The sequence below is a fragment of the Parabacteroides sp. AF39-10AC genome, assembly GCF_003635405.1.
Lineage (GTDB): Bacteria > Bacteroidota > Bacteroidia > Bacteroidales > Tannerellaceae > Parabacteroides > Parabacteroides distasonis.
In genome coordinates, this window is the sequence record NZ_QTLP01000016.1 from 100,587 (window position 1) to 123,939 (window position 23,353).

Genomic DNA, 23,353 nt, shown 5'->3' on the forward strand with positions numbered 1-23,353 from the left:
AGAATGATTGTTAATATATATCCTAGATAAGTATGATTGAATATAAGAAAATTTTATTTTTAATTTTGATTATAAGTTTTTACTCTTGTAATCAAAAGGTAGATTGGCCGTCGCCAACAGGATTTAGAGCCGTTTTGATGAATAATGATAGTACTTCTGTGATTACATCAAAAGATGATAAAGTGGTAATTTCTTATCATAGTGAAAATATGGTACGTCAATTATATGATTTATCTATAGAAGAGTATGATAATTATTATTCGGTTTCTAGTTTGGCTGCTTTTAGTTGTGCCGATTCTATTTATATTGATTGTAAAGAAAAAGTTGATACATTAGTGATCATTCAATATCCTATATATGAAGATGAAGTATTCGAAGGTATTTTTAATGGTAAAAAAATATGTATCACAGAATATAAGGGTATAATGTATCTTGTAAGGTAAATAATTATTCAAAGAGAAGGATATTTGTACAATATTTGGATTGGATAGGAGTTCTATATCATGACATGTCAAACTTTTATTCAGTCTAAATATTAATTTTAATACCTTGTAAGTAATGAAGAAGTTGTTTGTTCTGTTGATATTGCTTTTATCTTTTGGCCGATCGCAGGCAACTGATATAGAGGCTCGTACCGGTATATTAGGAGGAGATGGATGGGGACTTCAAACCGGGGCGTATATAAACTTTCCACAATCACGGTTGTTTTCTATACAAACAGGATTGTTGTTGCATACGGCAGAGAATGCGTTTTCGCGTGGAGATAATTGGAATATAAACTTTTGTGTTCCTATATATGCCTCTTTTCATGTTCCGGTTAGTGACAAGGTAAATCTTCGCTTGAATGCCGGTGCTTTTGGGGGTATTGGTGATGATTTGCATCTGGGAGCTACGGCGGAGGCTGGTGTAGAGATAAAAAGGTTTTATGTAGGAGTGAACTATTTTCAAGATTGTATAGATGATCATGATTTGCAGTTGGGGCTGTCTGTCGGATATAAATTTACCTTATTCTAAAAATATGAGACGAATAATTTGTGTTCTATTGAGTGTTTTCTCTTTGTCATTTGTATCCTGTGATAAGGATGAGGACGTTTCTTTTGAGGAAACTCCTTACTATTTGGGCTATTTTGAAGGAATCGTGAATGATCAAGATATGTCTATAATTAATCAGTCTGGTTATGGTTGTGTTATTGATCATGGAAATTTTTGGGAGGAAACTAGTATTAATATGAGTGGCTTCCATTGGGAAATTCCATTGAAAGTAAATATTTCTGATTACCCTTATCCCCTGTTAAAGATTTCATTGATTCCATTAAGGGAAGGAGAATATATGATTGATAAGGGTAAATTGTTGAATGAAGAGGTAGAATCTACCGTACGGATCACGAAAGATGACGCTAAAATAATATATCATCCGCTGAAATCTTCATTTAAGATACAAGTGGATAGTATCCGTTTCCATGAAGGAAGTGGTACACCCTATATAGAGGGGAAGATGGAAGGTATTTTATATAATATCGATAATTTAAAGGATTCAGTCGTCATAAAGGACGCTATATTTGGCATACACTAATTTAGGGAAATTTTGGATCGAGGCGCATTAAACATTCCACAATCACGGTTGTTTTCTATACAAACAGGATTGTTGGAGCATACGGTAGGGATTCACTTTATTTTAATCTTTTATATACTTTGTGGATAGGGGTATTTCATCATTTCCTGTCTTAAGATAAAAACAACGAGAATTATGGAATCAACAAGTAAGAAACAGAATGCCCCAAAGCTTTGGTACTGGGGGGAACCTAAAGGAGGAATGAGCCTTGAGGATTGTGAGAAAATAGTAAAAGAGATCCCGCATTTTGACAGGAAAACCCGGCTTGCGGATATGTATATAGCTTTTGTTTGACAGCAAGGGTTTCATTGTGGCATTTAACATAAGGAAGAGAGCCTGTTTTTATACATCGCTCTCTTTTTTTTATAACTTAGCCCCCAATTACTAAATCGAAGAACATGAAAAAGACTTTTTTATTAGCGATAGCCTTGTTGTGCTTTTGCGCCCCGATGAGCTTATTCGCACAAAAACAGCTTGCTTTCAAGGATGGGAAATTCAAGATCGTCCAATTTACAGACATTCATTGGGATCAGAAATCATCTAAATGCGCTAAGACAGTCGCTACGATACAATCCGTATTAAAGGCGGAGAATCCGGATGTGGCAATGCTGACGGGCGACGTGGTGACAGCAAACCCCGGTTTGGAAGGATGGAAGTCGGTGATCGGGATCTTTGAGGAGGCCAAGATACCGTTTACGGTCATGATGGGAAATCATGACGCGGAGATCGTCCCCAAGGACGAGATTTATGCGATGCTTAGTAAATCACCTTATTTTATGGGCGAGAAGGGACCGGGTGATATCCATGGAGCCGGAAACTATGTGGTACCGGTCTACAGTTCGGACGGAAAGAAACCGGCGGCCTTATTGTATTGTATCGACTCCAACGATTATCCTACGCTAAAAGATTACGGCACGTATGATTGGATTCATTTCGACCAGATCCATTGGTATCGTGAGCAAAGTATGCGCTATACCAAGGAAAATGGCGGCAAACCGTTGCCAGCCTTGGCCTTTTTTCATATTCCTCTGCTGGAATATAATGAGATCGTTGGGGCGGAGACTACATTAGGACAGAAAGAAGAGGGAATCGCCTCTCCCAAGATCAACACGGGCTTCTTCGCTTCCTTGGTGGAAATGAAGGATGTGATGGCTACTTTCGCCGGGCACGATCATGATAACGATTATATAGGAATGTTATATAATGTGGGGCTAGCTTTCGGGCGTGTATCCGGATGGGACGCTTATGGAGATTTCGAGCGGGGTGGCCGTATCATTGAATTGCGTGAAGGCAAGTTTGAGTTTGATTCATGGATTCGTACCCCGTCCGGAAAGGAATATACGTATTATTATCCATCTGGCCTGACCTCTAAGGATGAGGAAACGATGGAATTCTTACCCGCCAAAACGGTAAAACCTAAAAAGCACGGGGTAGCTTATACCTATTATGAAGGTAAATTTAAACATACGGATCAGATCGCTTCCGGGACAAAAGTGAAAGAGGGTACGATGAAAAATATCTCTATTCAGGAGGCTCCGGCCAAGGATCATTTCGCTTATGAGTTCCGTACGTTGATAAATATCCCTGAAAAAGGTGTATATCGCTTTTATACGTATTCGGATGATGGTTCCAAACTATTTATAGACGGTAAAGCTATTGTTGATAATGATGGCTCTCATAATGCTCGTATAGCGAAAGGAAAGGTAGCGTTAGACGCTGGTTTCCACGAATTACGTGTTTTGTATTTCGAGGATTATATGGGCGAGGCCTTGGAGGTCGGGGTTTCCTGCCGTAAAATAAAGGAAGCTGTCTTACCAGAGGACTGGTATTATTTACCGGAATAAATATCCAGTTGTAGAGACGCAGCATGCTGCGTCTCCCACTGTCTGATAGTATCTTAGTCTTGTACGGCAGCTTTCGCTTTCTCTACCGCCTCATTGATATTACTGCAAATATTTTCTGCGCCAATCTTCTTATCGAATCCGGATTTTGTCAATACACGGTGTACATGTTCATTGACCCCGGAAAGTATCATATGGATATGCTCTGCCTCGGAAAGACGGAAAAGACTTTCCAAGTTATGCAGACCGGTAGAATCTATGAACGAAACCTTACGCATACGGATGATGCGGACTTTCGGTTTATCTCCCATACTTTTCATGATGCCGTCGAACTTATTCGCTACGCCGAAAAAGAACGGACCATCGATCTCGTATACCTCTACACCTTTAGGCAGGGAGAGGACTTCCTCGTCATGATGAATCTCGCCCTCGTCGGAAAGATCGATCTCATCCGTGGTGACGGATACATGCGTGGTCTCGGCCACACGGCGCATAAAGAATAACATGGCGATCAAAAGACCGATCTCGATAGCGATCGTAAGATCAAAGATAACCGTCAGGAAGAAAGTCACCAACAAGACGGATACGTCGCTTTTCGGGTTTTTCATCAAGGAACGGAACGTACGCCACTCACTCATATTATAGGATACGATGATCAATACGCCAGCCAGACAAGCCATTGGAATGTGTTTGGTAAGCGGTCCGAGGAAAAGCAAAATCAATAATAATACGATGGCGTGAATAATACCGGCAACCGGGGTTCGTCCACCATTATTTATATTGGTCATTGTGCGGGCGATGGCGCCGGTCACGGGAATACCGCCAAAAATAGGAACGATGATATTCGCCGCGCCTTGGGCGATTAGTTCCGTATTCGAATTATGCTTGTCGCCTGTCACACCATCCGCTACCGTAGCGGATAATAAAGACTCGATAGCCCCAAGGATAGCGATCGTAAAGGCGGAGGGAAGCAATAAGTTGATAGTTTCCATATTAAACGTGATCGGAGCCGGGGCTGGCAAGGAAGCGTTAATAGTAAACCGGTCTCCAATCGTCTCGATACCTGTAATACCCAAATGATTACGCATAATGTAAACAACGATCGTCATGATGACGATAGCGATCAAGGAACCCGGAATTTTCTTCGTTAGCCTCGGGCTTAACGTAATGATCAGGATACTAATGATACCGATAACGAATGCCCAAGGGTTAACCGTATCGAACGCCCCGAAATATGCGATCCATTTAGAGATGAAATCGGCGGGGACTTTATCCATAGTCAATCCAAATAAGTCTTTCATTTGTGTCGTGAAGATAGTGATAGCGATACCACTCGTGAAACCTACGACAATCGGGTAGGGGATAAACTTAATCACGGTACCGAGCTTCAACACGCCCATCAATACCAGAATAATACCCGCTATGACGGTAGCGATGGCAAGCCCTTCGATACCGAAGTTCTGTATAATGCCATAAACGATCACGATAAACGCTCCGGTAGGTCCGCCGATCTGTACGTTGCAGCCTCCTAAAAGGGAGACGATGAATCCACCGATAATAGCCGTGATCAACCCTTTCTCCGGACTTACCCCGGAGGCGATACCAAAAGCGATGGCGAGTGGTAGGGCAACTATGCCGACAATTATACCCGCCATGAGATCCGTCATGAACCTCTCTTTGGAATAATTTCTCAGCGCCGTAAAGAGTTTGGGCTGAAAATCAAATTTGTTCTTCATTTTTCTTCTTGCCTGTTTGATTTGAGGATGCAAAGTTAATAAAATAAAGAAGATGCAAAAAATCTAAAGACGCATTCCGGTTTTGTGTAAACAATTTAGGAGGATTTGTTGTTTCATTGTATAAAGGAGGAGAAGTTTTTCCTTGATAAATAAGTGATATCTATTGAGAGATAGATATTATTTAATGTTTGCGTAATCGATGTTTGGAAACAAATTCTTACTTTTGATCGGTCATAAGAAAAACGATATAAAAAACAGACTCATTAATTTACTACATAAAATTAGCATTATGGAAAAAAGTATTAAAGGTACACGTACCGAGCAGAATTTATTGAAATCATTCGCCGGAGAATCTCAGGCAAGAAGTCGTTACACATTTTTCGCTAGCGTAGCTAAAAAAGAAGGTTACGAGCAAATCGCAGGTGTTTTCATGGAAACAGCCGAGCAAGAGAAGGAACACGCTAAACGTTTCTTTAAATTCTTGGAAGGTGGAATGGTTGAGATTACCGCTTCTTATCCTGCAGGCGTAATCGGAACAACCGCTGAGAACTTGGCCGCCGCGGCAGCTGGTGAGAATGAGGAGTGGGCTGAATTGTATCCTGAGTTCGCTAAGATCGCAGAGGAAGAAGGTTTCCCCGCTATCGCTGTAGCTTTCAAGATGATCGCTAAGGTAGAGGCAGAGCATGAGAATCGTTACCGTAAGTTATTGAATAATGTAGAAACAGGTACGGTATTTGAGAAAGCTGAGGCTATCTTGTGGCAATGTCGCAACTGTGGTTTCGTATTCGAGGGCAAGAAAGCTCCGGTTAACTGTCCGGCATGCGCTCATCCGCAAGCTTATTTCGAACCGATGAAACAGAACTATTGATAATTAAAAGTTGAGAATTGAAAATTGAGAATTACTAACTATGTTAATTCTCAATTTTCAATTCTCAATTTTCAATTATTTAACCGGCGGATAATCAATCGTATAATGTAATCCCCGGCTCTCTTTCCGTTCCATCGCTTGACGAGTGATCAAATAACCTACATTGATCATATTACGCAACTCACATAATTCACGGGATGCCTTACAACGTTTGAAAAGGCTCTCTGTCTCCTCATATAAAATATCCAGACGGTTCCACGCACGGATCAAACGTGTGTTACTACGAACGATACCTACATACGCTTCCATGATCTGGTTTACCTCTTTCATGCTTTGGGTGATCAATACACGCTCTTCATTGGTGATCGTTCCCTCATCGTTCCATTCCGGTACATCTTGGTTAAACTCATAGCGATCCATGACGCTTAATGAGTGTTTCGCCGCGGCGTCGGCATATACAACTGCCTCGATCAATGAGTTTGAAGCTAAGCGGTTACCACCGTGCAGGCCGGTACAAGAGCATTCTCCGATCGCATATAGGCGACGGATGCTGGATTGCCCGTTTAGGTCTACCTTGATACCTCCACATAAATAATGGGCCGCAGGGGCTACCGGGATGTAATCTTTCGTGATATCGATCCCTAAGCTGAGGCATTTCTTATAGATATTGGGGAAGTGTTTCTTCGTCTCTTCCGGATCTTTGTGCGTCACGTCCAAATAGACATGGTCTTCACCCCGTTGTTTCATCTCGCTATCGATCGCACGGGCTACGATATCACGGGGAGCCAAGGAAAGACGGGGATCATATTTATGCATGAACTCCTCGCCGCCAAGGTTTCTCAATACAGCTCCATATCCGCGCATCGCCTCGGTGATGAGGAAAGAGGGACGGTCGCCCGGATGATACAAGGCGGTCGGGTGGAACTGGATGAACTCCATATCTTTTACGGAGCCTTTCGCGCGGTAAACCATGGCGATACCGTCTCCGGTAGCTACCAGCGGGTTTGTCGTATTCCGGTAAACGGCCTCGCAACCGCCTGTCGCCATAACGGTTATCTTTGACAAGAAAGTATGTACCTCGCCCGTATCCTCGTTCAATACATAGGCACCGAAACATTTGATACCGGGGGTATGGCGGGTGACGATAATGCCCATATGGTGCTGGGTGATAATCTCTACCGCATAATGGTTCGTGAATACGGCGATGTTGGGATGGTTGTTTACCGTTTCTATCAAGCTCGTCTGTATCTCGGCTCCCGTATTGTCGGCATGGTGCAGGATACGAAACTCGGAGTGTCCTCCTTCTTTATGCAGATCGAATTCTCCGCTTTCTTTCTTATCGAAATTAACTCCCCATCGGATAAGCGCCTCGATCTGGGCAGGGGCCTCGCGCACGACTTTCTCCACGGCTGCCCGGTCACTGATCCAGTCGCCGGCGATCATCGTGTCTTCTATGTGCTTCTCGAAATTATCTACTTTCAAGTTGGTTACGGAAGCGATACCTCCTTGCGCGAAATATGTGTTGGCTTCTTCTTGTCCGGCTTTACAGATAAGTGCTACGCTCTTGCCTTCATTGGCTACTTTCAGAGCGAAACTCATACCGGCGATTCCTGAGCCTATCACTAAGTAATCGAATCTTTGTACCATGTTTTCTACTGTTTAGGCTCACAAAGTTAGGGATTAACTGATTAGGTTGTTCCTTTTGCGCTTGCTTTTCGTACAAAATAAATATTGACTACAGGTTTCCCGGATAGAGCCTTGCGGGTTGTGTTACTGCAACCCGGCTTGCAGTGGAGGTCTTTAGAATTGGACGGATAATCCCAGCGTGAAGGTACGGGCTACAGGATAGATGGAAGTGGTCTCGATACCGGGTTCTACGCCATTCACGTTGATATTAGCGGGATCGCCTCCGGTATATCCGGTAAGTGTAAATACATTATTTACCGAGAAATAGCAGCGTAACGATTGAATCCATTTATTGTCTGGGAGAGGAATTTTATATCCCAAGGTCAATTCTTCTAATTTCAGGAAATTACCGTTCTCAAGAAAATAATCGCAATAGATCTTGTCTCCCTTGATGGCGTCGTTACGGGTATAAGCGTCTTCTAAAAGATTGGTAACCGGTACGTTTTGTAGCCCGTAGTACATTTGTTTCAGATTCAACAGGTCGTACCCCAGCCAAGAGGTGAAAAACAATCGTAAATCAAAATTCTTCCAAGTAAACGTATGGCTGAAAGAGAGCTGCACTTTCGGTACGCCGTTGCCGATAAAATTCTTGTCTTCCTCGGTTCGTTCCGTGGTCGGGATCTTTCTCCCGTCTTTGCTCCATACCAAGATATTACCCTCGGCGTCGGTTCCGGCATAGCGCCAACCGAAAAAGGAGCCGATTGGCTTTCCCTCCTCCAAGCGGATAGCCGGGCCGGGTAATCCGGGGGTGGGAAGATCATACAGATAGGTATAGCCTAGCTTGAACTGGTTGTTGGAAAGGCTTTTCAGCGTACTGCTCAATAGGCTACCGGTGAGGCTTGCCGAATATTGAAAGTTCTTGGTACGCACGGGTAGCCAGTTCATTTCCCATTCCAATCCTTTGGAGTCGATAGTGCCTACGTTTGTCGTGATATTATCATAGATCATGGGAGGCTTGATCGCGTTGTAGACAAACAGGAGATCTTTTGTCGTACGTTTGAATAGATTCAAGGAGAGCATGAGGCGGGAGTTAAGTAAGATCGCCTCGGCGCCTATGTTGGTATGCAGACTTTTTTCCCAGCGTAAATCCGGATTAGGGTTATTGCTAGGCCCGAATACTTGTATCCATTTACCGTCTACCATGACTTTACCCGCTCCGGCGTACGTCTCTAGCGATTGGTAAGGGGAGAAATTATGGCGGCCCGATACCCCGTAACCAACTCTGAATTTAAGATCGTCCAACCATTCCGTTTGGAAGGCGGGTAACTCGCTCAAGCGTATACCACCCGAAAGGGCAGGGAAGTTGCCCCATTTATGATTCGCCCCGAATTTACTGGAACCTTCCCTGCGAAACGAAGCGGAAAGCATCAATAAGTCCCGGTAGGAATAATTAAACCGGGCAAAGACACTAATCAACTTGCTGGAATTCTTGAATGAGCTTAAGGTTGCTTTTCCATCGGTAAGGTAAGAACCGGTGCCTATGTTGTTCCATGTGAAGAAGTCGGTAGGAAAGTCGGCATTTCCGGCGTTCATTCCCGAATGATCCCAACGTTGGAATGAATAGCCTATCATCGCTTTGACCATGTGCTGGTCCCACGTATTATCGTAATGATTGGTCCAGTCTAGCGTCCGGTTTACATATTTGGAAGAGGTACGATCCGCTCGCCCTTTCCGGTTATTGTCTACGGATTCTTTGGCCCGTGAGGTCCAATAGACATTTTCCTCACTCTCTTCCCGGTTCTCGGCGAGCATAATGGTGGAGTAAAAAGGTTTGCTCCAGTTGATCCGTGCGGTTAGCGAGCCGGTCATAAACTGGTTCTCTTGTTGCCGGTTTTCCTCTTTTAGTGAGGCTACGGGATTATCCCGCTCGAAACCGGAAGGATAGAGATACTCCGTCTCCTCCTCATCGGTATAGATCGGGGCGGTAGGATTGGCTAGCATCGCCTGTTGGAAAGCTGTATGGTTACCTAGGCGCAAATGTTGTTTTTTGTAAGCGAGCGATACGGTTAGCTCCAGATAGCCGGAGAGGAGGTTTTGGCTGATATGGGTACGTAAGGCGTATTCCCGGCGGGAGGATACAATGTCTAGCCCTTGTCCGTCCCTGTAATTCATGGAGATACGGAACGCCCCGCTTTTCCATCCGTTTTGAATGGATAAATCATGATTTTGTTCCAAGGGGCAGGAGCGTATCAAAGCGGCTTGCCAATCCGTATGGTACCCTAGATCAGCGTCTCTCCCGGCTGCTACAAAGGCTTCGGGCGAAAGGACACGAGGTCTATTATATTCGTGAGCGGCCGCTAGGTAGGTTTGGTAATTGGCCTGCAACTTATCCGAGCTTTTACCGCTTTTGGTCGTTATCAAGATCACTCCGTTAGCCCCGTTCGATCCGTAAATGGCGGCGGAAGATCCGTCTTTTAATACCGATATGGAGGCGATTTCGGCTAGTGATAAACTATTCAAGGATACTCCGGGTACCCCATCTACCACGACTAGCGGCTTGTTTCCGGCCAAAATAGACCCGGCGCCCCGTATCTGTATATCCGGTATCGAGTTTATATCGGACAAGGAAGATCCCGAGATACTCATTCCGGCGATCAATCCTTTGATGCCTTGGATGGGATTGTTGACCTTCCCGGATAAGAACCGTTCCGAGGATACATAACCCACGGCTGATGTCAGTTCCTTGCGTGCCAAGGTTCCGTAGCCGATCGCTACCACCTCGTCCAAATTAAAGACGGCCGGTATCAATTGGATCTGTAAATGACGGTTATCGGGCCCCACCGTCCTTAGCTCCGGCTTATAGGCCAGATGGGAGATTTGTAGCCGGCACGAATCCTTATCCGTAAAGAAGCGGAAATACCCTTCCTCATTCGTTAGTCCTCCTTTACCGGAAAGAAGGTCGATTACCGAGACAAATTCCATGGGAGACCCTTTCTCATCCGTGATATAACCCGTAACCGGGACTGGATAGGGCTTGGGCTTCCCCGTATCGATCTTAGGCATCAACAAGATTTGTACGTCCATGATCTCATAGCGTATCCCGATCGGTCCGCATAGCCGGTCTAGTATTTTACGGATATCCGGCGAGGTTATTTTCTCATTGATTTTCTGTTTCATATCCAACTGAGTCTCGTTGTATAGGAAAAGATAAGGGGATTGTTGCTCTATTTTCCGCAATACATCCCTTAATTGAGTCCCATGTTCATTCAAGGTGATGGGAACCTCGATCTCTTGGGCCCGTGTATGCGGGACGCAAAGGAACAGAGCCGTTATTAAGAATGATATGTATATCTTGATTTGCATAGGGTGAATTAAACGGTTAATAGATATATCCTTCCGAGCGTTTCAATAAGGGATTGGCCGATATCGCCCGGGCAGGTATCGGATAGAACCGGCGATAACTATCGGAGGGTTGCTTATCCCACCAGATACCGGTCGTGAATAGGCCGAACCGGTTTAAATCGGTACGTCTTCGTTTCTCCGCTAGAAATTCACGTCCCCATTCATCCAATAATTCCTGTGCGGTAAGGACGGAGCCATCTTCCGGATAGCGTACTTGTTCCCAGTCTTCCGGCGCATAGTATCGTTTGCGTATCTGGTTCAAGATCGCCTCGGCCTTGGCTGGATTACCCAGACGAAAGGAAACTTCCGCCAGCGTATAATAAACCTCTGTCAGCCGTAACACTACCAGATTATTCGCCATCAGCCCCACGTCTCCGGATGGATAAAGCGGATATTTCACGATACGGATACCTGTATTCTCCTCGCCGGTCTTGATATTGGATGCGAGGGAGGTGAATCTTTTATCTCGTATGATCCACGGCGTATCGGAAGATAATTGTTTATCTGTGAGTGCTTTCTTTTCCGTATCGGATAGATGGTCGGAATAACGTGCTACTTGATCTATGAAAATGAGGGGGTAGTTTCCCCATTCCTCGGCGCCATACTGAAGCTGGTCGCTATTGTATATCTGTTGGGGTCCGAAGAGGAATAATCCCTCGTAAATGCCTTGTGAGAGTACCTTGAAGTTCTTCTTCCGGAGATCCGTATCAGGAAATTTGGAAAACGTGCGTCCTAACGTATAAGGGTAGGGCTTGCCGGATGGATCGTAAGAGGGACTGAGGTGACAACCATTATAGGCCGCCGGCAAATCCTTGCCACAGCCGAATCGTTCGGGCGCTTGGTAGTGCATAAAAAACAGATAGTAAAAATCATCATACCCTACTTGCCGGGACTGGGGATAAGACCGGATTAGTTCCGGACAATCTTGATTGCCTGCGTTCCATAAATCAGTCCATTCCGAGGTGAGAGAGTAAGTGCCGAACTCTCCGTTGATAATCCGTTCGCAAAGCGCTCCGGTCTGTTCCCACATCGGTATATTGATATACCAAGACGCGTTAAAATAGAGCCTCATCAATAATACGGCCGCCGCTCCTTGGGTGATACGTCCCTCGTAATTCTTAGAGGGTGCTTTGGGTAAATCGGGGATGGCGTTTAATAAGCTCTCTTCTATAAAGTGGAAATTTTCTTGTGGGGTAGCCGAACCGACCTCTTCCTCTGTCGTGAGGGAGATCGCGGGGATGCGGAACGCATCCAGAAGTAAAAGTTGGAAATAAGCCCGTAAAGCGGTAAGCTCGGCGATATGCTGCCGCTTGTCGGACTCGCAGAGTCCGAAGTTATCATATGATAACTCTTGGATATCCGCCAATGTATTATTACAATATCCGATACCTCCGTAGCAAGCGTTCCACATTTGCTCACTGTTTTTCTCGTACGTGTCCCATGTATGTTGGTGGATCATACGCCATACGCCCCCGTCTTCCCAATGCTCTCGTTTTTGGGTGATCACGAGCTGATCCGCCGATAACTCTTGCAGCCAGAAAGAGAAATTAGTCTCCGCCCATTTCGCATGCTCATAAGGACGGAGTACGGAGGCCATTAAGGATTCATAATCCGTATAATAATCCTCTTTCTCCAGCTGGTCGTATAGGTCTTCTTCCAGATCGAAGCAGGAGAAGAGCAGCGGGAGAAAAAGAAAGGTTAACAGCAGTGGCGCGTATCTCTTCATTGAATAAGAATCAAGTTCGTACCCGTGAGTTTATTGGTTTGTTGTAATACGGTTTCTAATTTTTGTGTCTTTAGAAAAGCGCCGGAGAAACGTTGATCATCGTTTTCCGGACGTGTGTACATGAGTGAGACCTTATAGGTTTGTTCGATCAAGCGTACGATTTCATCTAAGGAAGCGTTATCATAAAAGATGATCCCTTTTCTCCACGAGGTAAGCCGTTCACTATCAACTTCCGTTACCGTATAATGTTCGTCATTCACGAAATAATCGGCTTTTTGGTTCGGATGCAACTGTACCAATTCTTTCTCATGCGCATTATTCAGGCTCACCTTTCCTTCTACCAAGATCACGGAGATCTCGTTTCCTTGATCGGAGGTCTGTACGCTGAAAGAGGTTCCCAGTACCTTGACCGATAAGCCGGAAGCATCAACTATAAAAGGCTGCTCGCTATTGGGAGTAACCTCAAAGAAGGCTTCTCCTCTGATTTTCACTTCTCGTACGGAAGAGGCGAATACCTCCGGATAGCTTAGCTCGGAATTCTCTCTCAAATAAACGGAACTACCATCGGGTAAAAGGATCGAACGATCCTCTTGCTCAGCTATAATCGTTTGCCATTCGGCATTTCCTGTTCCCGCTTTTCCGCCTTGATTCAAGAAATAGACGGTAACTCCGGATACAAGCAATAGTAAGACCACCGCTGCTATCGAGAACCATATTCTTCGGGAAGAAGTTGAGACCAAGGAAATAACCGGTGCCTCTTCGGTTTGCGATTGAGATTCCGAGGGCGTGATGATCGAAGCGATCCGATTCCATTTCCGGTCCGTTTCCGGATCGGCTTCAGTCTCTTCCAAAGGATTCCATTCGGCGGTTCGCTTCCGGAAAGCGGCCTCCCATTCCTTTGAGGCATGGATGGCTTGAAGCAACTCCGCTTCTTCCTCCGGGGTCGCCTTGCCTTTCAGATACCGTGTAATTATATGTTCGAATCGTTTATTCTCCATTTTCCTGTTTTACTAAATCTGTATTACCATTTCCAAAGACTAAGGAGCGTTCCCAGTAATAAGGCATAACGCCTTAATCCATCCCGGAATCGTTTCAAGGCACGGGTAATGTGTTTCTCCACCACTTTCTCCGTAATAGCCATATGTTCCGCTATCTCCCGGTTTTTCAAGCCGTTCAGACGGCTGAGAACGAACGCTTCCTTGCATTTGGGCGGTAGCTCCTCCATAATCTGATCGATCGAGTCGGACAGTTCCTTTTGGATCAGCAAGGAGGAAGGGTCGGGTACGAAGTCCGCCGCGTATAATCGCTCGGCAGTCTCGGTATCCGGTATCCGTTGCTGTACCGAATCGGCTATCTGACGGTGTTTTAAATAGTTTAGACAACTATTCCTTACCATCATGAAAAGAAAAGAGGCCAGCGAGATGTTATCCAGCAACTCCCTTCTTTCCCATAATTTCAAGAATACATCCTGTACGATATCCTCCGCCTCGTTTGTATCGTTGGTGTATTTCTGGGCAAATGCCTCTAAACGGGGAGAGAACTTGCGAAAAGCGTATTCGAACGCCTTTGCGTTGCCCCCTCTGATCTTATCGAAAAGAAGACGATCATCTGTTAGATACAATTGCTCACACATACCACTTTAGATAAAAGATTGAGGCAAATGTAACAAAAGTATTCTATTTTATGATCAAATCAATTTATTATATAACAACTAGGCCCGCTTTTACCCGCCCTTTATTCCTGTAAGATTATTTTATGTCCGAGAAGGGGGGGGATTCCCCCTCTTGGTTGTTTTATCAAGCAAACGAAATAAATAAAATTAATTTAGTAATCTTAAATTGTAAAGCATGAAAAAGCATTTCTTCTCTTTGCGGGAAAGAGGTTTGTTCCTACTTCTTTTGGGACTTTTTCTTTCCTTTAGCAGTTATGCTCAAGACATTACCGTAAAAGGTGTAGTGAAAGACTCTAAATTCGGCGATCCGATTATTGGAGCTAGTGTCCTTGTGAAAGGAACAACGAATGGTACGATTTCCGATATGGACGGAAATTTCACGTTGGCAGCTCCGAAAGACGGGACTCTGACCATCTCTTATATCGGTTATAAATCACAAGAGATCCCGGTAAATGGACAGCAGAACCTGAATATCATTCTGGACGAGGATGTAGAGGCGTTGGACGAGGTGGTAGTAGTAGGTTACGCTACCGGTAGCAAGCGTACGATCTCCGGTGCGGTAGAGCGTATCAAGAAAGAGGATATGAACCAAGGTGTGGTGAATACGCCGTTGGAATCCTTGAAAGGTAAGGTTGCCGGTGTGGTAATCTCCAAGACGGGTGGCGACCCTGCCTCTAAGCCTTCTATCCGTGTACGTGGTACGACCTCTTTGTCCGGTGGTAATGATCCCTTGGTGATTATCGATGGCGTATTCGGTGATTTGAGCATGTTGGACGCGATCGCTCCCGCCGATATCGAGACGTTCACGATCTTGAAGGACGCTTCCGAGACCGCTCAGTACGGCTCACGTGGTGCCGCTGGTGTAATCGTAGTGACTACGGTGAAAGGTAAGAACGGTATGAAGACGTTGAGTTATAACGGCAACTTCGGTATCAGTAACGTTTATAAGAACTTGAAGATGTTATCCGCCGATGAGTTCCGCTCTACGGCGAAGGCGTTAGGCATGACTCCGCTGGATATGGGAGGTAATACGAATTTCTTCGACGAGATCGAGCAATTGGGTTATACGCAGAACCATAACATCTCTTTCGGCGCGGGTAACGACGATTCGAATTATCGTGCTTCTGTAGGCGTGATCGATCAACAGGGTATTATCAAGAATAGCGGTATGAAGAATTATACGGCTAAACTGGACGCTTCACAGAATATGTTCAACAATAAGTTGAAAATCGAGTTCGGTATGTTCGGTTCCTTGAAACAAGTGGATTATACGAACGATTATGAGAAGACTTTCTATTCGGCCGCCACTTACAACCCGACCTTCCCTACGCATAAGAATGAGGATGGCAAATGGGATGAGGATCCCTACGCGAACGAGATTCAGAACCCGCTGGGACGCCTTGAGATACAGGATCGTGAGAAGAACGCTTACGTGAACGTACACGGTAAATTGACTTGGACGATTCTGGACGGGTTGAAACTGAGCGCATTCGGCTCTTATACGTATAACGTGAAGGAGAACATGAAGTATATCCCGAAAGATTTGAAGGCGATTACGCAAACTTCCGACGCTCATGGTTACCGTGCGGATAATAAGCAGAATATCTTGATGGGTAATATCCAGTTATCCTATAATAAGGATTTGAATGAGAAACATCATATCGACGCTTTGGCCTTGGTAGAGGGACAAAAATATCATTATACGGGATTTAGCGCCGGTGCCCGTGGCTTTGAGACGGATTACTTCGGTTATAACAACCTGAAAGCGGGTGGTACGGTGAAATACGGAGACGTGACTTCTTTCCAAAACGAGAATCGTCTGGCCTCATTCATGGGTCGTTTCAATTATATGTATGACAACCGTTTTATCGCCACCGTGAACTTACGTGCGGACGGTTCCTCTAAATTGGGTATGAATAATAAATGGGGCTTCTTCCCTTCCGCTTCCGCCGCTTGGGTGTTGAATGAGGAGGCTTTCTTGAAAGACGTGGATTGGCTGAGCCAGTTGAAACTACGTGCGGGTTATGGTCTGACCGGTAACCAAGATGCTATCGAGGCTTATAACTCGTTGGCTTTGATGAGCCCGAACGGTGTGACTTCCGTCAATGGAAATTCTACCGCTACCTATGGCTTTACACGTAACTCGAACCCGGACTTGCGTTGGGAGGTGAAAAAGACATTCGATGTGGGTGTGGACGCTGGTATCCTCGATGGCCGCTTTACGTTGACTGCCGATTGGTATACTTCCAAGACTACGGATCTGTTGTATAAATACGCGGTTCCGGTTCCTCCGTTCGTATATCCGGAATTATTGGCGAACTTGGGAGAGATGACCAACTCCGGCGTGGAATTGGCTGTAAGCGGTGGTATCGTGAAGACAAAGGATTTCGATTTCAACATGGGCGTGAATTTCTCTTACCAGAAGAATAAATTGAACTCCTTGAGCGGTTCTTATATGGGACAAGAGTTGCAGGCGAAACAATATATGGATCTGTCCAGTATGAGTGGTGCCGGTTTCGTAGGAAACAACCGTGTGGTTTATCAGATGGTAGGCCAGCCTGTCGGAGTGTTCTACATTCCTCGTTGCTTGGGCTTGACTCCGGCTTTGGATGAGAATGGAAACGCTATCGAAGGCCGCTATATCTACAACTTGGATCAGACGATCGATGGAAAAGAGGGTTTGGATACCAATGATGGTGGCGACCGTTATATCGCCGGCCAAGCCATGCCGAAATATTATCTGGGAATGAACTTCAGCTTCCGCTACAAACGCTTTGACTTGATGACGCAGATGAACGGCGCTTTCGGTCATAAGATCTTCAACGGTACATCGCTAGCTTATATGAACTTGAGCCAGTTCCCTACATACAACGCATTGGCTAAGGCTCCGGAAAGCAAGATCTACGATCAGTCGATCTCTGATTATTGGTTGGAAAAGGGTAATTATTTGAATATCGATTATATTACGTTGGGTTACAACATCGATTGCAAGAAGATCGAGAAATACGTGAAGAATATCCGTGTGACATTCTCGGTGAACAACGTAGCTACGATCACGGGTTACTCCGGTTTGTCTCCGATGATTAACAGTACGACGGTCGATAAAGATAATAATGACCTAGGTATGGATAACAAACGTTTCTATCCGTTATCCCGTACGTATTCATTAGGTTTGAGTGTTAACTTCTAAATCCATTTAAAGAGTCATGAAAAAGAAATTTATATATAGCTTTATGATAGCCGCTGCCGCCGCGGCATTTTCTTCCTGTTCTAATTTTTTGGAAGAGCGTCCTACAGACGCGTTTGATGAGGAGACCGCGTTCCAAAGCCCTACGTTGGTCTATGTAAACACGGTTGCGAGCTTGTACAATAATATGTTTAAGATCATGGGTAACGACCGTCATGTATATGACTTGAATACCTTCTCCAGCGATGAGGCTATGCTTCCTTGCCGTATTGGCGACTGGGAAGATGGCGGTTTATGGCAGAATATTTTCTTACACCGTTGGGGCACGATGAATGATTTGACCAAGAACTCTTGGGATTTCTTGTATGAGCAGATCGGAAAATGCAACCAGAGTGTTGATAAGTTGCAAGCCTTTGCCGAGGAACAACCGGACGTGGAATATTTCAAGGTTTATCTGGAAGAGGTCCGTGCGGTCCGTGCGTTTTTCTATTATGAGTTGTTGGATTTGTTCGCTCGTGTTCCGTTGGTAACTTCCTCTACGACACCGATGTCTGAGGTAAAGCAATCTGAGCGTAGCGTTGTATTTAACTTTGTCCGTTCGGAGTTGGAGGAGGCGTTGCCTTATCTTTCAGATAACCGCAGTAACCAAAAAGGTGAGTATTACGGACGTATTACCAAGCCGGTGGCTTATATGATCTTGGCTAAGTTGGCGTTGAACGCGGAGGTTTATGCGGACGACAATTGGACGGACGGCAATCGTCCGGCTGGAAAGAACATCAAGTTTACCGTTGACGGTAAAGAGATGAACGCTTGGGAAGCTACGATCGCTTATGTGGATAAGCTGGAGGCTTTGGGCTATAAATTGCAGGGAAACTTCTCGGAGAATTTTGCCGTAGCGAACGAGACCTCGGTTGAGAATATTTTCACGGTTCCTATGGACCCGGTCGCTTATCCGGACGCTAAGGACTACAATTTGGTACGTACCCGCCATTATGATCATGCAACCGCTTACGGCCAATCCGGATGGAATGGCTCTTGCGCTACGGTGAAGGCGATGAACGTGTTTAAGTTCGGTACGGCGGATGAGGATCCTCGTTGTAAGCTTACTTATTTTACGGGCGAGGTGACCGGCCCGGACGGAAAGACGATCTATACGGAATGGGACGGACAGAAAGTGCCTTTGAAATATGAGCCGAACGCCCCGAAGGTATATATGGATGCCTCCGATGGTTTGTTGGTGAAGACCGCCGGAGCTCGTATGGCTAAATATGAGTTCGACCAGAATGCTCAGGATGGTGGAAACTTGCATGGAAATGACTGCGTGATCTTCCGTTTCGCCGACGCGTTGCTGATGAAGGCGGAAGCCAAGATTCGTCTGGGACAGAATGGAGACGATGAGGTGAACCAAGTTCGTAACCGTGTAGGCGCCAAACCGCTACAAAACGTAACGCTGGATACGCTATTAGACGAGCGTATGCTTGAATTAGCGTGGGAAGGCGTACGCCGGCAGGATTTGATCCGTTTCGGTAAGTTTACCGAGGCTACGGTAGACCGCTATGTAGGCGTGAAACATTCCGCCAGCTCACTGGATTATCAAGAGGATAAGACGGGATATACAACGGTATTCTCCATCTATGCCGATATCCTTAGCCTGAATCCTAACTTGACACAGAATCCGGGATATTGATACGATTCATTTTAGTCATAAATGCTTTATTAAGGGGGCTGTCCGTTATTGGGCAGCCCTTTCTTCTTTTTGCTTGATTTTCCCTAGTATCTTCGGGAATTTCCATATAAATAACAACGTACAGCAAATAGCGGCCGTGGCATCCGATACGGCTTCTGCCGCGTATACGCCGGTTACCCCCATAAAATTAGGTAATAGTAATGCCAAAGGAATCAAGAGGATTATTTTACGAAGCAAGGCGATAAAGATAGATATCTTAGCTTGTCCCAACGCTACGAACATATTCTGGCAAGCTCGTTGTAAGCCAAAAATCGTCATACCCGCCAAGAAGATGGGCATGACCCAACGGACGGTATCGATCAACTCCTTGTCGCTTGTAAAAGCGGAGGCTACGGTTGAGGGGAATAAGATCATGAATAGCATGAGTATCAAGTTGAAAGAGAACATAACGATTAGCACGATACGAAAACAATCTTTCACCCGCTGTTTGTCTCCATGTCCGTAATTATAGCTTATGATCGGTACGAATCCTTGGGCGAAACCGGTCAGCGGTACGCTGGCGAATTGCATGGCACTCTGTAAGATAGCCAATGCGCTCACATAGATATCGCCAAAATTTTTCAAACTACTATTCAAGACGAAACCCACCAGACTCTCCGTGCTGGCCATGATGAACGGAGAAATTCCCAAAGCGAACATCGAGAGTACGATTCTTCGGTCCAGTCTCATATACCGCCTTTCCAAAGGCAAGGAGGCACGTCTTGAGAAAAGGAAGCTCAATACCCATATGGCACTGCAAGCTTGCGATAGGATCGTGGCGAGCGCGGCGCCTTTTACCCCCATATCCAACCAGAAAATGAAGATAGGGTCTAATACGATATTCAATAAAGCCCCGATCAAAACCGAGCACATAGCGATAGACGGACGCCCTTGTGCGTTGATAAAGGCATTCAAGCCCGTGGATATCTCGACAAACAGAGTGCCCAGTAAATAAATAGAGAGATAATCCACCGCATATCCTAACGTATATTTTGATGCTCCTGTAAAAAGCAGGATCGGTTCCATGAAGGTATAGGTGATGAGGGAAGTGAATATAGTAAATAGGATAAGCAATATAAATCCATTTCCCACTATTTTTCCGGCCCGTTCCCGGTCGCCCTGCCCGAGAGCGATAGCCGCTAACGGCGAACCTCCCGCTCCCACGATAGCGGAGAAAGAAGAGATCAAGATCACGATGGAGGTGGTCACCCCTATACCAGCCAAAGCGTTTGTCCCGATCTCGGGAATATGCCCGATATAGATACGATCTACGATATTGTAAAGTAGGTTGACAAATTGGGCCGCTACCGCCGGAAGCGCCATTTTGAAAACCAGCGGTAGCATACGTTCCGTACCTAGCCTAGCCTCGTATTTGTTCTTCATATTCAATCGGGATTTCAATTAAAATGGCTGCAAAGTTACAAGAACTTGTTGGATTATATAATCGAGTTCCATAAATTACCAGTTAATAAAAAACACTTAATATCTACCACATCTACAATTCCTTCTTATATGCCTTATAAATAAACATCTTATATAGTGGTTGTAGATAGAAAATATCTACAATTATCATTCTTTATCTACCATGTTTTGATAGAAAACGCAAGAAACCAAATTATCGTTTAGGTTCGTGTGTCGTAGTGCCTATATATGTAAAAGTAGTTTCTATTAGGGAAAACAAAAGTTTCGTGCTGAAGAAACTTTAGTTTCTATATAGGGAAACAAAAGTTTTCTGCTTGATAAACTTTTGTTTTTTACCATAAAAACTGCAAATGCTTATATGCTAATATTTTAAATACATAATACAACTAGTAGATACGTAGTGTGCCGCGTCTCCTTGCTGGCTGATCGTATCTCAAAATCACTATTGAAAAACAAATATTTTAGTGGTATTTATAAAATAAATTTTATAACTTGCGTTTAAGTTGTAAACTGTAATCTAAATGAAGAGAACACTAGGACTGACTTTGCTACTTTTCGCTACCCTTTTTTCTTGTATGCGCCAAGAAAAACCATTACCTGCGGAATTATCTCGTGCGGAATCTGTGATGTGGGAGCATCCGGATAGCGCATTATCTATATTACGTTCTATGCCTCAATCATCACTCTCTAGCGGAAAGAACTATGCTACTTGGGCGCTATTGTTGGCACAAGCCCGGGATAAGGTATATGGTAAACGCCTTCCGGATTCGTTGAATATCCCTTCCTCGGATAAGTTGGTTCAAGATGCGATGGATTATTTCGAGAAAGAGGATGACTTGAAAAGGATGGCGCAAGCGTATTATTATAAGGGACAATTATTGGAGGATCAGAAAAAGTTAACGGAAGCGATACCTCTCTTTTTAAAGTCTAAAGATATAATGACAAGGTTGGATGAGCCGCTTTTTACTTATCTGATCTGCCAATCATTAGGAAATACGTATCGTTATCAAGATCTTTATGAAGAATCGTTGGTACAATTAAAGGATGCTTATCAATACGCATTACGATCAGGAAATGGAGAACGGATATCTTATGCTCTATCGGAGCTGGGAAGAACTTATGTGCATATAAATGAGATGGATAGTGCCTTATTCTATTTTGGTAAATCATTGGAAAATGCTAAAAGATTAGGAAATTTAGAACTTGAAGCTATGGCTATGGGAGAGCTAGGCGTTGTTTATAATGAGTTAAGTCAAGGAGAAAAAGCTTTACATTACACTAGAAAAGAGCTTGACTTATGTTTACAAGTATCTTCCTTACATAAGCTTCCTCAAATATATTACAAGATAGGTAGTGCTTTTTGGAGTTTGGGGCAACTAGACTCAGCAAAGGTCTACTTTCAGAAATCTTTAGAAACGGACAATTTGTATACGCTAAGTGAAGCCTATGAAGTGTTATATTATATATGTGTAGAACAAAAACTTTACAAGGAGGCCATAGAATATAATAACCAATATCTTATTTACTCAGATTCGCTACAGGTAATAAATCATGCTGGAGAATTGGCTGAAATTCAGGCTCGGTATGATCATGAGAGATTGTTGAACATAAATAACCAGCTAAAACTAGAAAAAACGAATCAAGAGATAATCGGCTTGTTTGTCACTGCGGTTCTGTTGATTCTTATAATAGTCTATCAATATCGTGTATTGCGGAAGGAAAAATCTTTAGCGCATGCTAGAGAGCAAATACGAATTTACAAGGAATCGATAAGAGAGAATGAGAATCGTATAAAAGAAAATGAGCAATTGATCGCCACGTTAAATAATAAACAGCAGGAAATCGACGAGATTGTTTCAGAGAATAAAAGTTTATTGGATCAAAATGCGGAGTCCCATAAAGAGATAGAGAAATATGAAGAGCTACTGAAATCCTCATATAAGAAACTAGATGAGCAATTACCTTATTTCGATAAATTGAAAGACCTAAAAGAGCATCCTAAATATCTGAAGGATGCAGATTGGTCATTAATCATAAACTGGACAAACTTGCAATACCATCAGTTCTATACACGGTTAGAGAAAGATTTCCCTGATTTCTCCGAATTAGATAAGCGATATTGCTGCTTAATCAAGATGGGGTTCAGTTCTTCCCAAATAGCTGTTTTTGCGAACTCTCTCCCCGAGTCTGTATCCAAACAGAAACAGCGTATCAAACAGCGTATCAAAAAAAGCAAACAAATACCTTCCGACGTAAGTTTCTTACTAGATCAATATCTCAAAGAGTACTAAAAACAGGGGATGTCCATATGCGTGTTTTTAATTTATTGATTATCAGTGTTATCTGGTCTTGATTTGTCCATGTGTGTTCCTTGACTATGTATGAAAATGAGTCTACATTTGTGCTAGACTTTTATACAAAAGATATGCGTTTATACTCCATTATTATTCCTGTTTATAACAGGCCGGATGAGCTTGATGATCTGTTATCAAGCCTTTGCAAGCAAACCTATGTCCATTTTGAGGTTATCGTGGT

Annotated in this window: 17 protein-coding genes; 10 read left to right on the forward strand and 7 right to left on the reverse strand. The window is 44.2% G+C overall.

Annotation, left to right across the window (positions count from 1 at the left end):
- Positions 1–32: 32 nt before the first annotated feature.
- The 5 genes from DW033_RS15315 (at position 33) to DW033_RS15330 (ending at position 3,456) form a co-directional block, all read left to right on the forward strand.
- On the forward strand, positions 33–443 hold the full coding sequence (locus tag DW033_RS15315; protein ID WP_122382891.1) for a hypothetical protein: 411 nt from the start codon (positions 33–35) through the stop codon (positions 441–443).
- Between the two features lie 115 nt (positions 444–558).
- Positions 559–1,014, forward strand: a complete 456-nt coding sequence (locus DW033_RS15320) for a hypothetical protein (protein WP_122382892.1) — start codon at positions 559–561, stop codon at positions 1,012–1,014.
- A 4-nt stretch (positions 1,015–1,018) separates the two neighbouring features.
- Positions 1,019–1,573 carry a DUF5025 domain-containing protein gene (locus DW033_RS15325; RefSeq protein WP_122382893.1) on the forward strand — a complete coding sequence of 185 codons (555 nt, stop codon included), beginning with the start codon at positions 1,019–1,021 and terminating at the stop codon, positions 1,571–1,573.
- A gap of 174 nt (positions 1,574–1,747) precedes the next feature.
- Positions 1,748–1,906 carry a hypothetical protein gene (locus DW033_RS24705; protein ID WP_172681050.1) on the forward strand — a complete coding sequence of 53 codons (159 nt, stop codon included), beginning with the start codon at positions 1,748–1,750 and terminating at the stop codon, positions 1,904–1,906.
- A 104-nt stretch (positions 1,907–2,010) separates the two neighbouring features.
- Positions 2,011–3,456, forward strand: coding sequence for a PA14 domain-containing protein (locus DW033_RS15330; protein WP_122382894.1), 1,446 nt, complete (start codon positions 2,011–2,013; stop codon positions 3,454–3,456).
- A 53-nt stretch (positions 3,457–3,509) separates the two neighbouring features.
- Here the strand turns inward: DW033_RS15330 and DW033_RS15335 are convergent, their stop codons facing one another.
- A complete protein-coding gene (locus tag DW033_RS15335) occupies positions 3,510–5,189 on the reverse strand; it encodes a SulP family inorganic anion transporter (protein WP_005860327.1) in 1,680 nt (559 codons plus the stop codon).
- A 289-nt stretch (positions 5,190–5,478) separates the two neighbouring features.
- Here DW033_RS15335 and rbr point away from each other — a divergent pair, with 289 nt between their 5' ends.
- On the forward strand, positions 5,479–6,057 hold the full coding sequence (gene rbr / locus DW033_RS15340; RefSeq protein WP_008777696.1) for a rubrerythrin: 579 nt from the start codon (positions 5,479–5,481) through the stop codon (positions 6,055–6,057).
- Between the two features lie 75 nt (positions 6,058–6,132).
- Here the strand turns inward: rbr and nadB are convergent, their stop codons facing one another.
- The 5 genes from nadB to DW033_RS15365 form a co-directional block, all read right to left on the reverse strand.
- Complete coding sequence (nadB, locus tag DW033_RS15345) at positions 6,133–7,704, reverse strand: L-aspartate oxidase (RefSeq protein ID WP_008778946.1); 1,572 nt, start codon at positions 7,702–7,704, stop codon at positions 6,133–6,135.
- Between the two features lie 153 nt (positions 7,705–7,857).
- Positions 7,858–11,046 (reverse strand): SusC/RagA family TonB-linked outer membrane protein, encoded by a 3,189-nt coding sequence (locus DW033_RS15350; RefSeq protein WP_229103475.1) that lies wholly within the window; start codon positions 11,044–11,046, stop codon positions 7,858–7,860.
- A 16-nt stretch (positions 11,047–11,062) separates the two neighbouring features.
- Positions 11,063–12,811, reverse strand: a complete 1,749-nt coding sequence (locus DW033_RS15355) for a RagB/SusD family nutrient uptake outer membrane protein (RefSeq protein ID WP_048926956.1) — start codon at positions 12,809–12,811, stop codon at positions 11,063–11,065.
- Entirely contained in the window at positions 12,808–13,809 is a 1,002-nt protein-coding gene (locus tag DW033_RS15360; protein ID WP_008778948.1) for a FecR family protein, read from the reverse strand. The genes DW033_RS15355 and DW033_RS15360 overlap by 4 nt, the downstream gene beginning before the upstream one ends.
- A gap of 23 nt (positions 13,810–13,832) precedes the next feature.
- Positions 13,833–14,444 (reverse strand): RNA polymerase sigma-70 factor, encoded by a 612-nt coding sequence (locus DW033_RS15365; RefSeq protein ID WP_008778949.1) that lies wholly within the window; start codon positions 14,442–14,444, stop codon positions 13,833–13,835.
- A 214-nt stretch (positions 14,445–14,658) separates the two neighbouring features.
- Between DW033_RS15365 and DW033_RS15370 the strand changes: the two genes are divergently transcribed.
- Together DW033_RS15370 and DW033_RS15375 are read left to right on the forward strand one after the other, a co-directional pair.
- The gene (locus tag DW033_RS15370) at positions 14,659–17,673 is read left to right on the forward strand and encodes a TonB-dependent receptor (RefSeq protein WP_005863703.1); all 3,015 of its coding nucleotides are present in this window, start codon (positions 14,659–14,661) and stop codon (positions 17,671–17,673) included.
- A gap of 16 nt (positions 17,674–17,689) precedes the next feature.
- Entirely contained in the window at positions 17,690–19,357 is a 1,668-nt protein-coding gene (locus DW033_RS15375; RefSeq protein ID WP_036616454.1) for a RagB/SusD family nutrient uptake outer membrane protein, read from the forward strand.
- Between the two features lie 45 nt (positions 19,358–19,402).
- On the opposite strand, the gene DW033_RS15380 is transcribed toward DW033_RS15375, so the two are convergent.
- Positions 19,403–20,779 carry an MATE family efflux transporter gene (locus DW033_RS15380; protein ID WP_122382895.1) on the reverse strand — a complete coding sequence of 459 codons (1,377 nt, stop codon included), beginning with the start codon at positions 20,777–20,779 and terminating at the stop codon, positions 19,403–19,405.
- Between the two features lie 560 nt (positions 20,780–21,339).
- On the opposite strand from DW033_RS15380, the gene DW033_RS15385 reads away from it, so the two are divergent.
- Both DW033_RS15385 and DW033_RS15390 read left to right on the forward strand, forming a co-directional pair.
- Entirely contained in the window at positions 21,340–23,109 is a 1,770-nt protein-coding gene (locus tag DW033_RS15385; protein ID WP_121960721.1) for a tetratricopeptide repeat protein, read from the forward strand.
- A gap of 134 nt (positions 23,110–23,243) precedes the next feature.
- Positions 23,244–23,353: glycosyltransferase family 2 protein (locus DW033_RS15390; protein WP_135960001.1), on the forward strand; the 110-nt coding region annotated here is incomplete at its 3' end.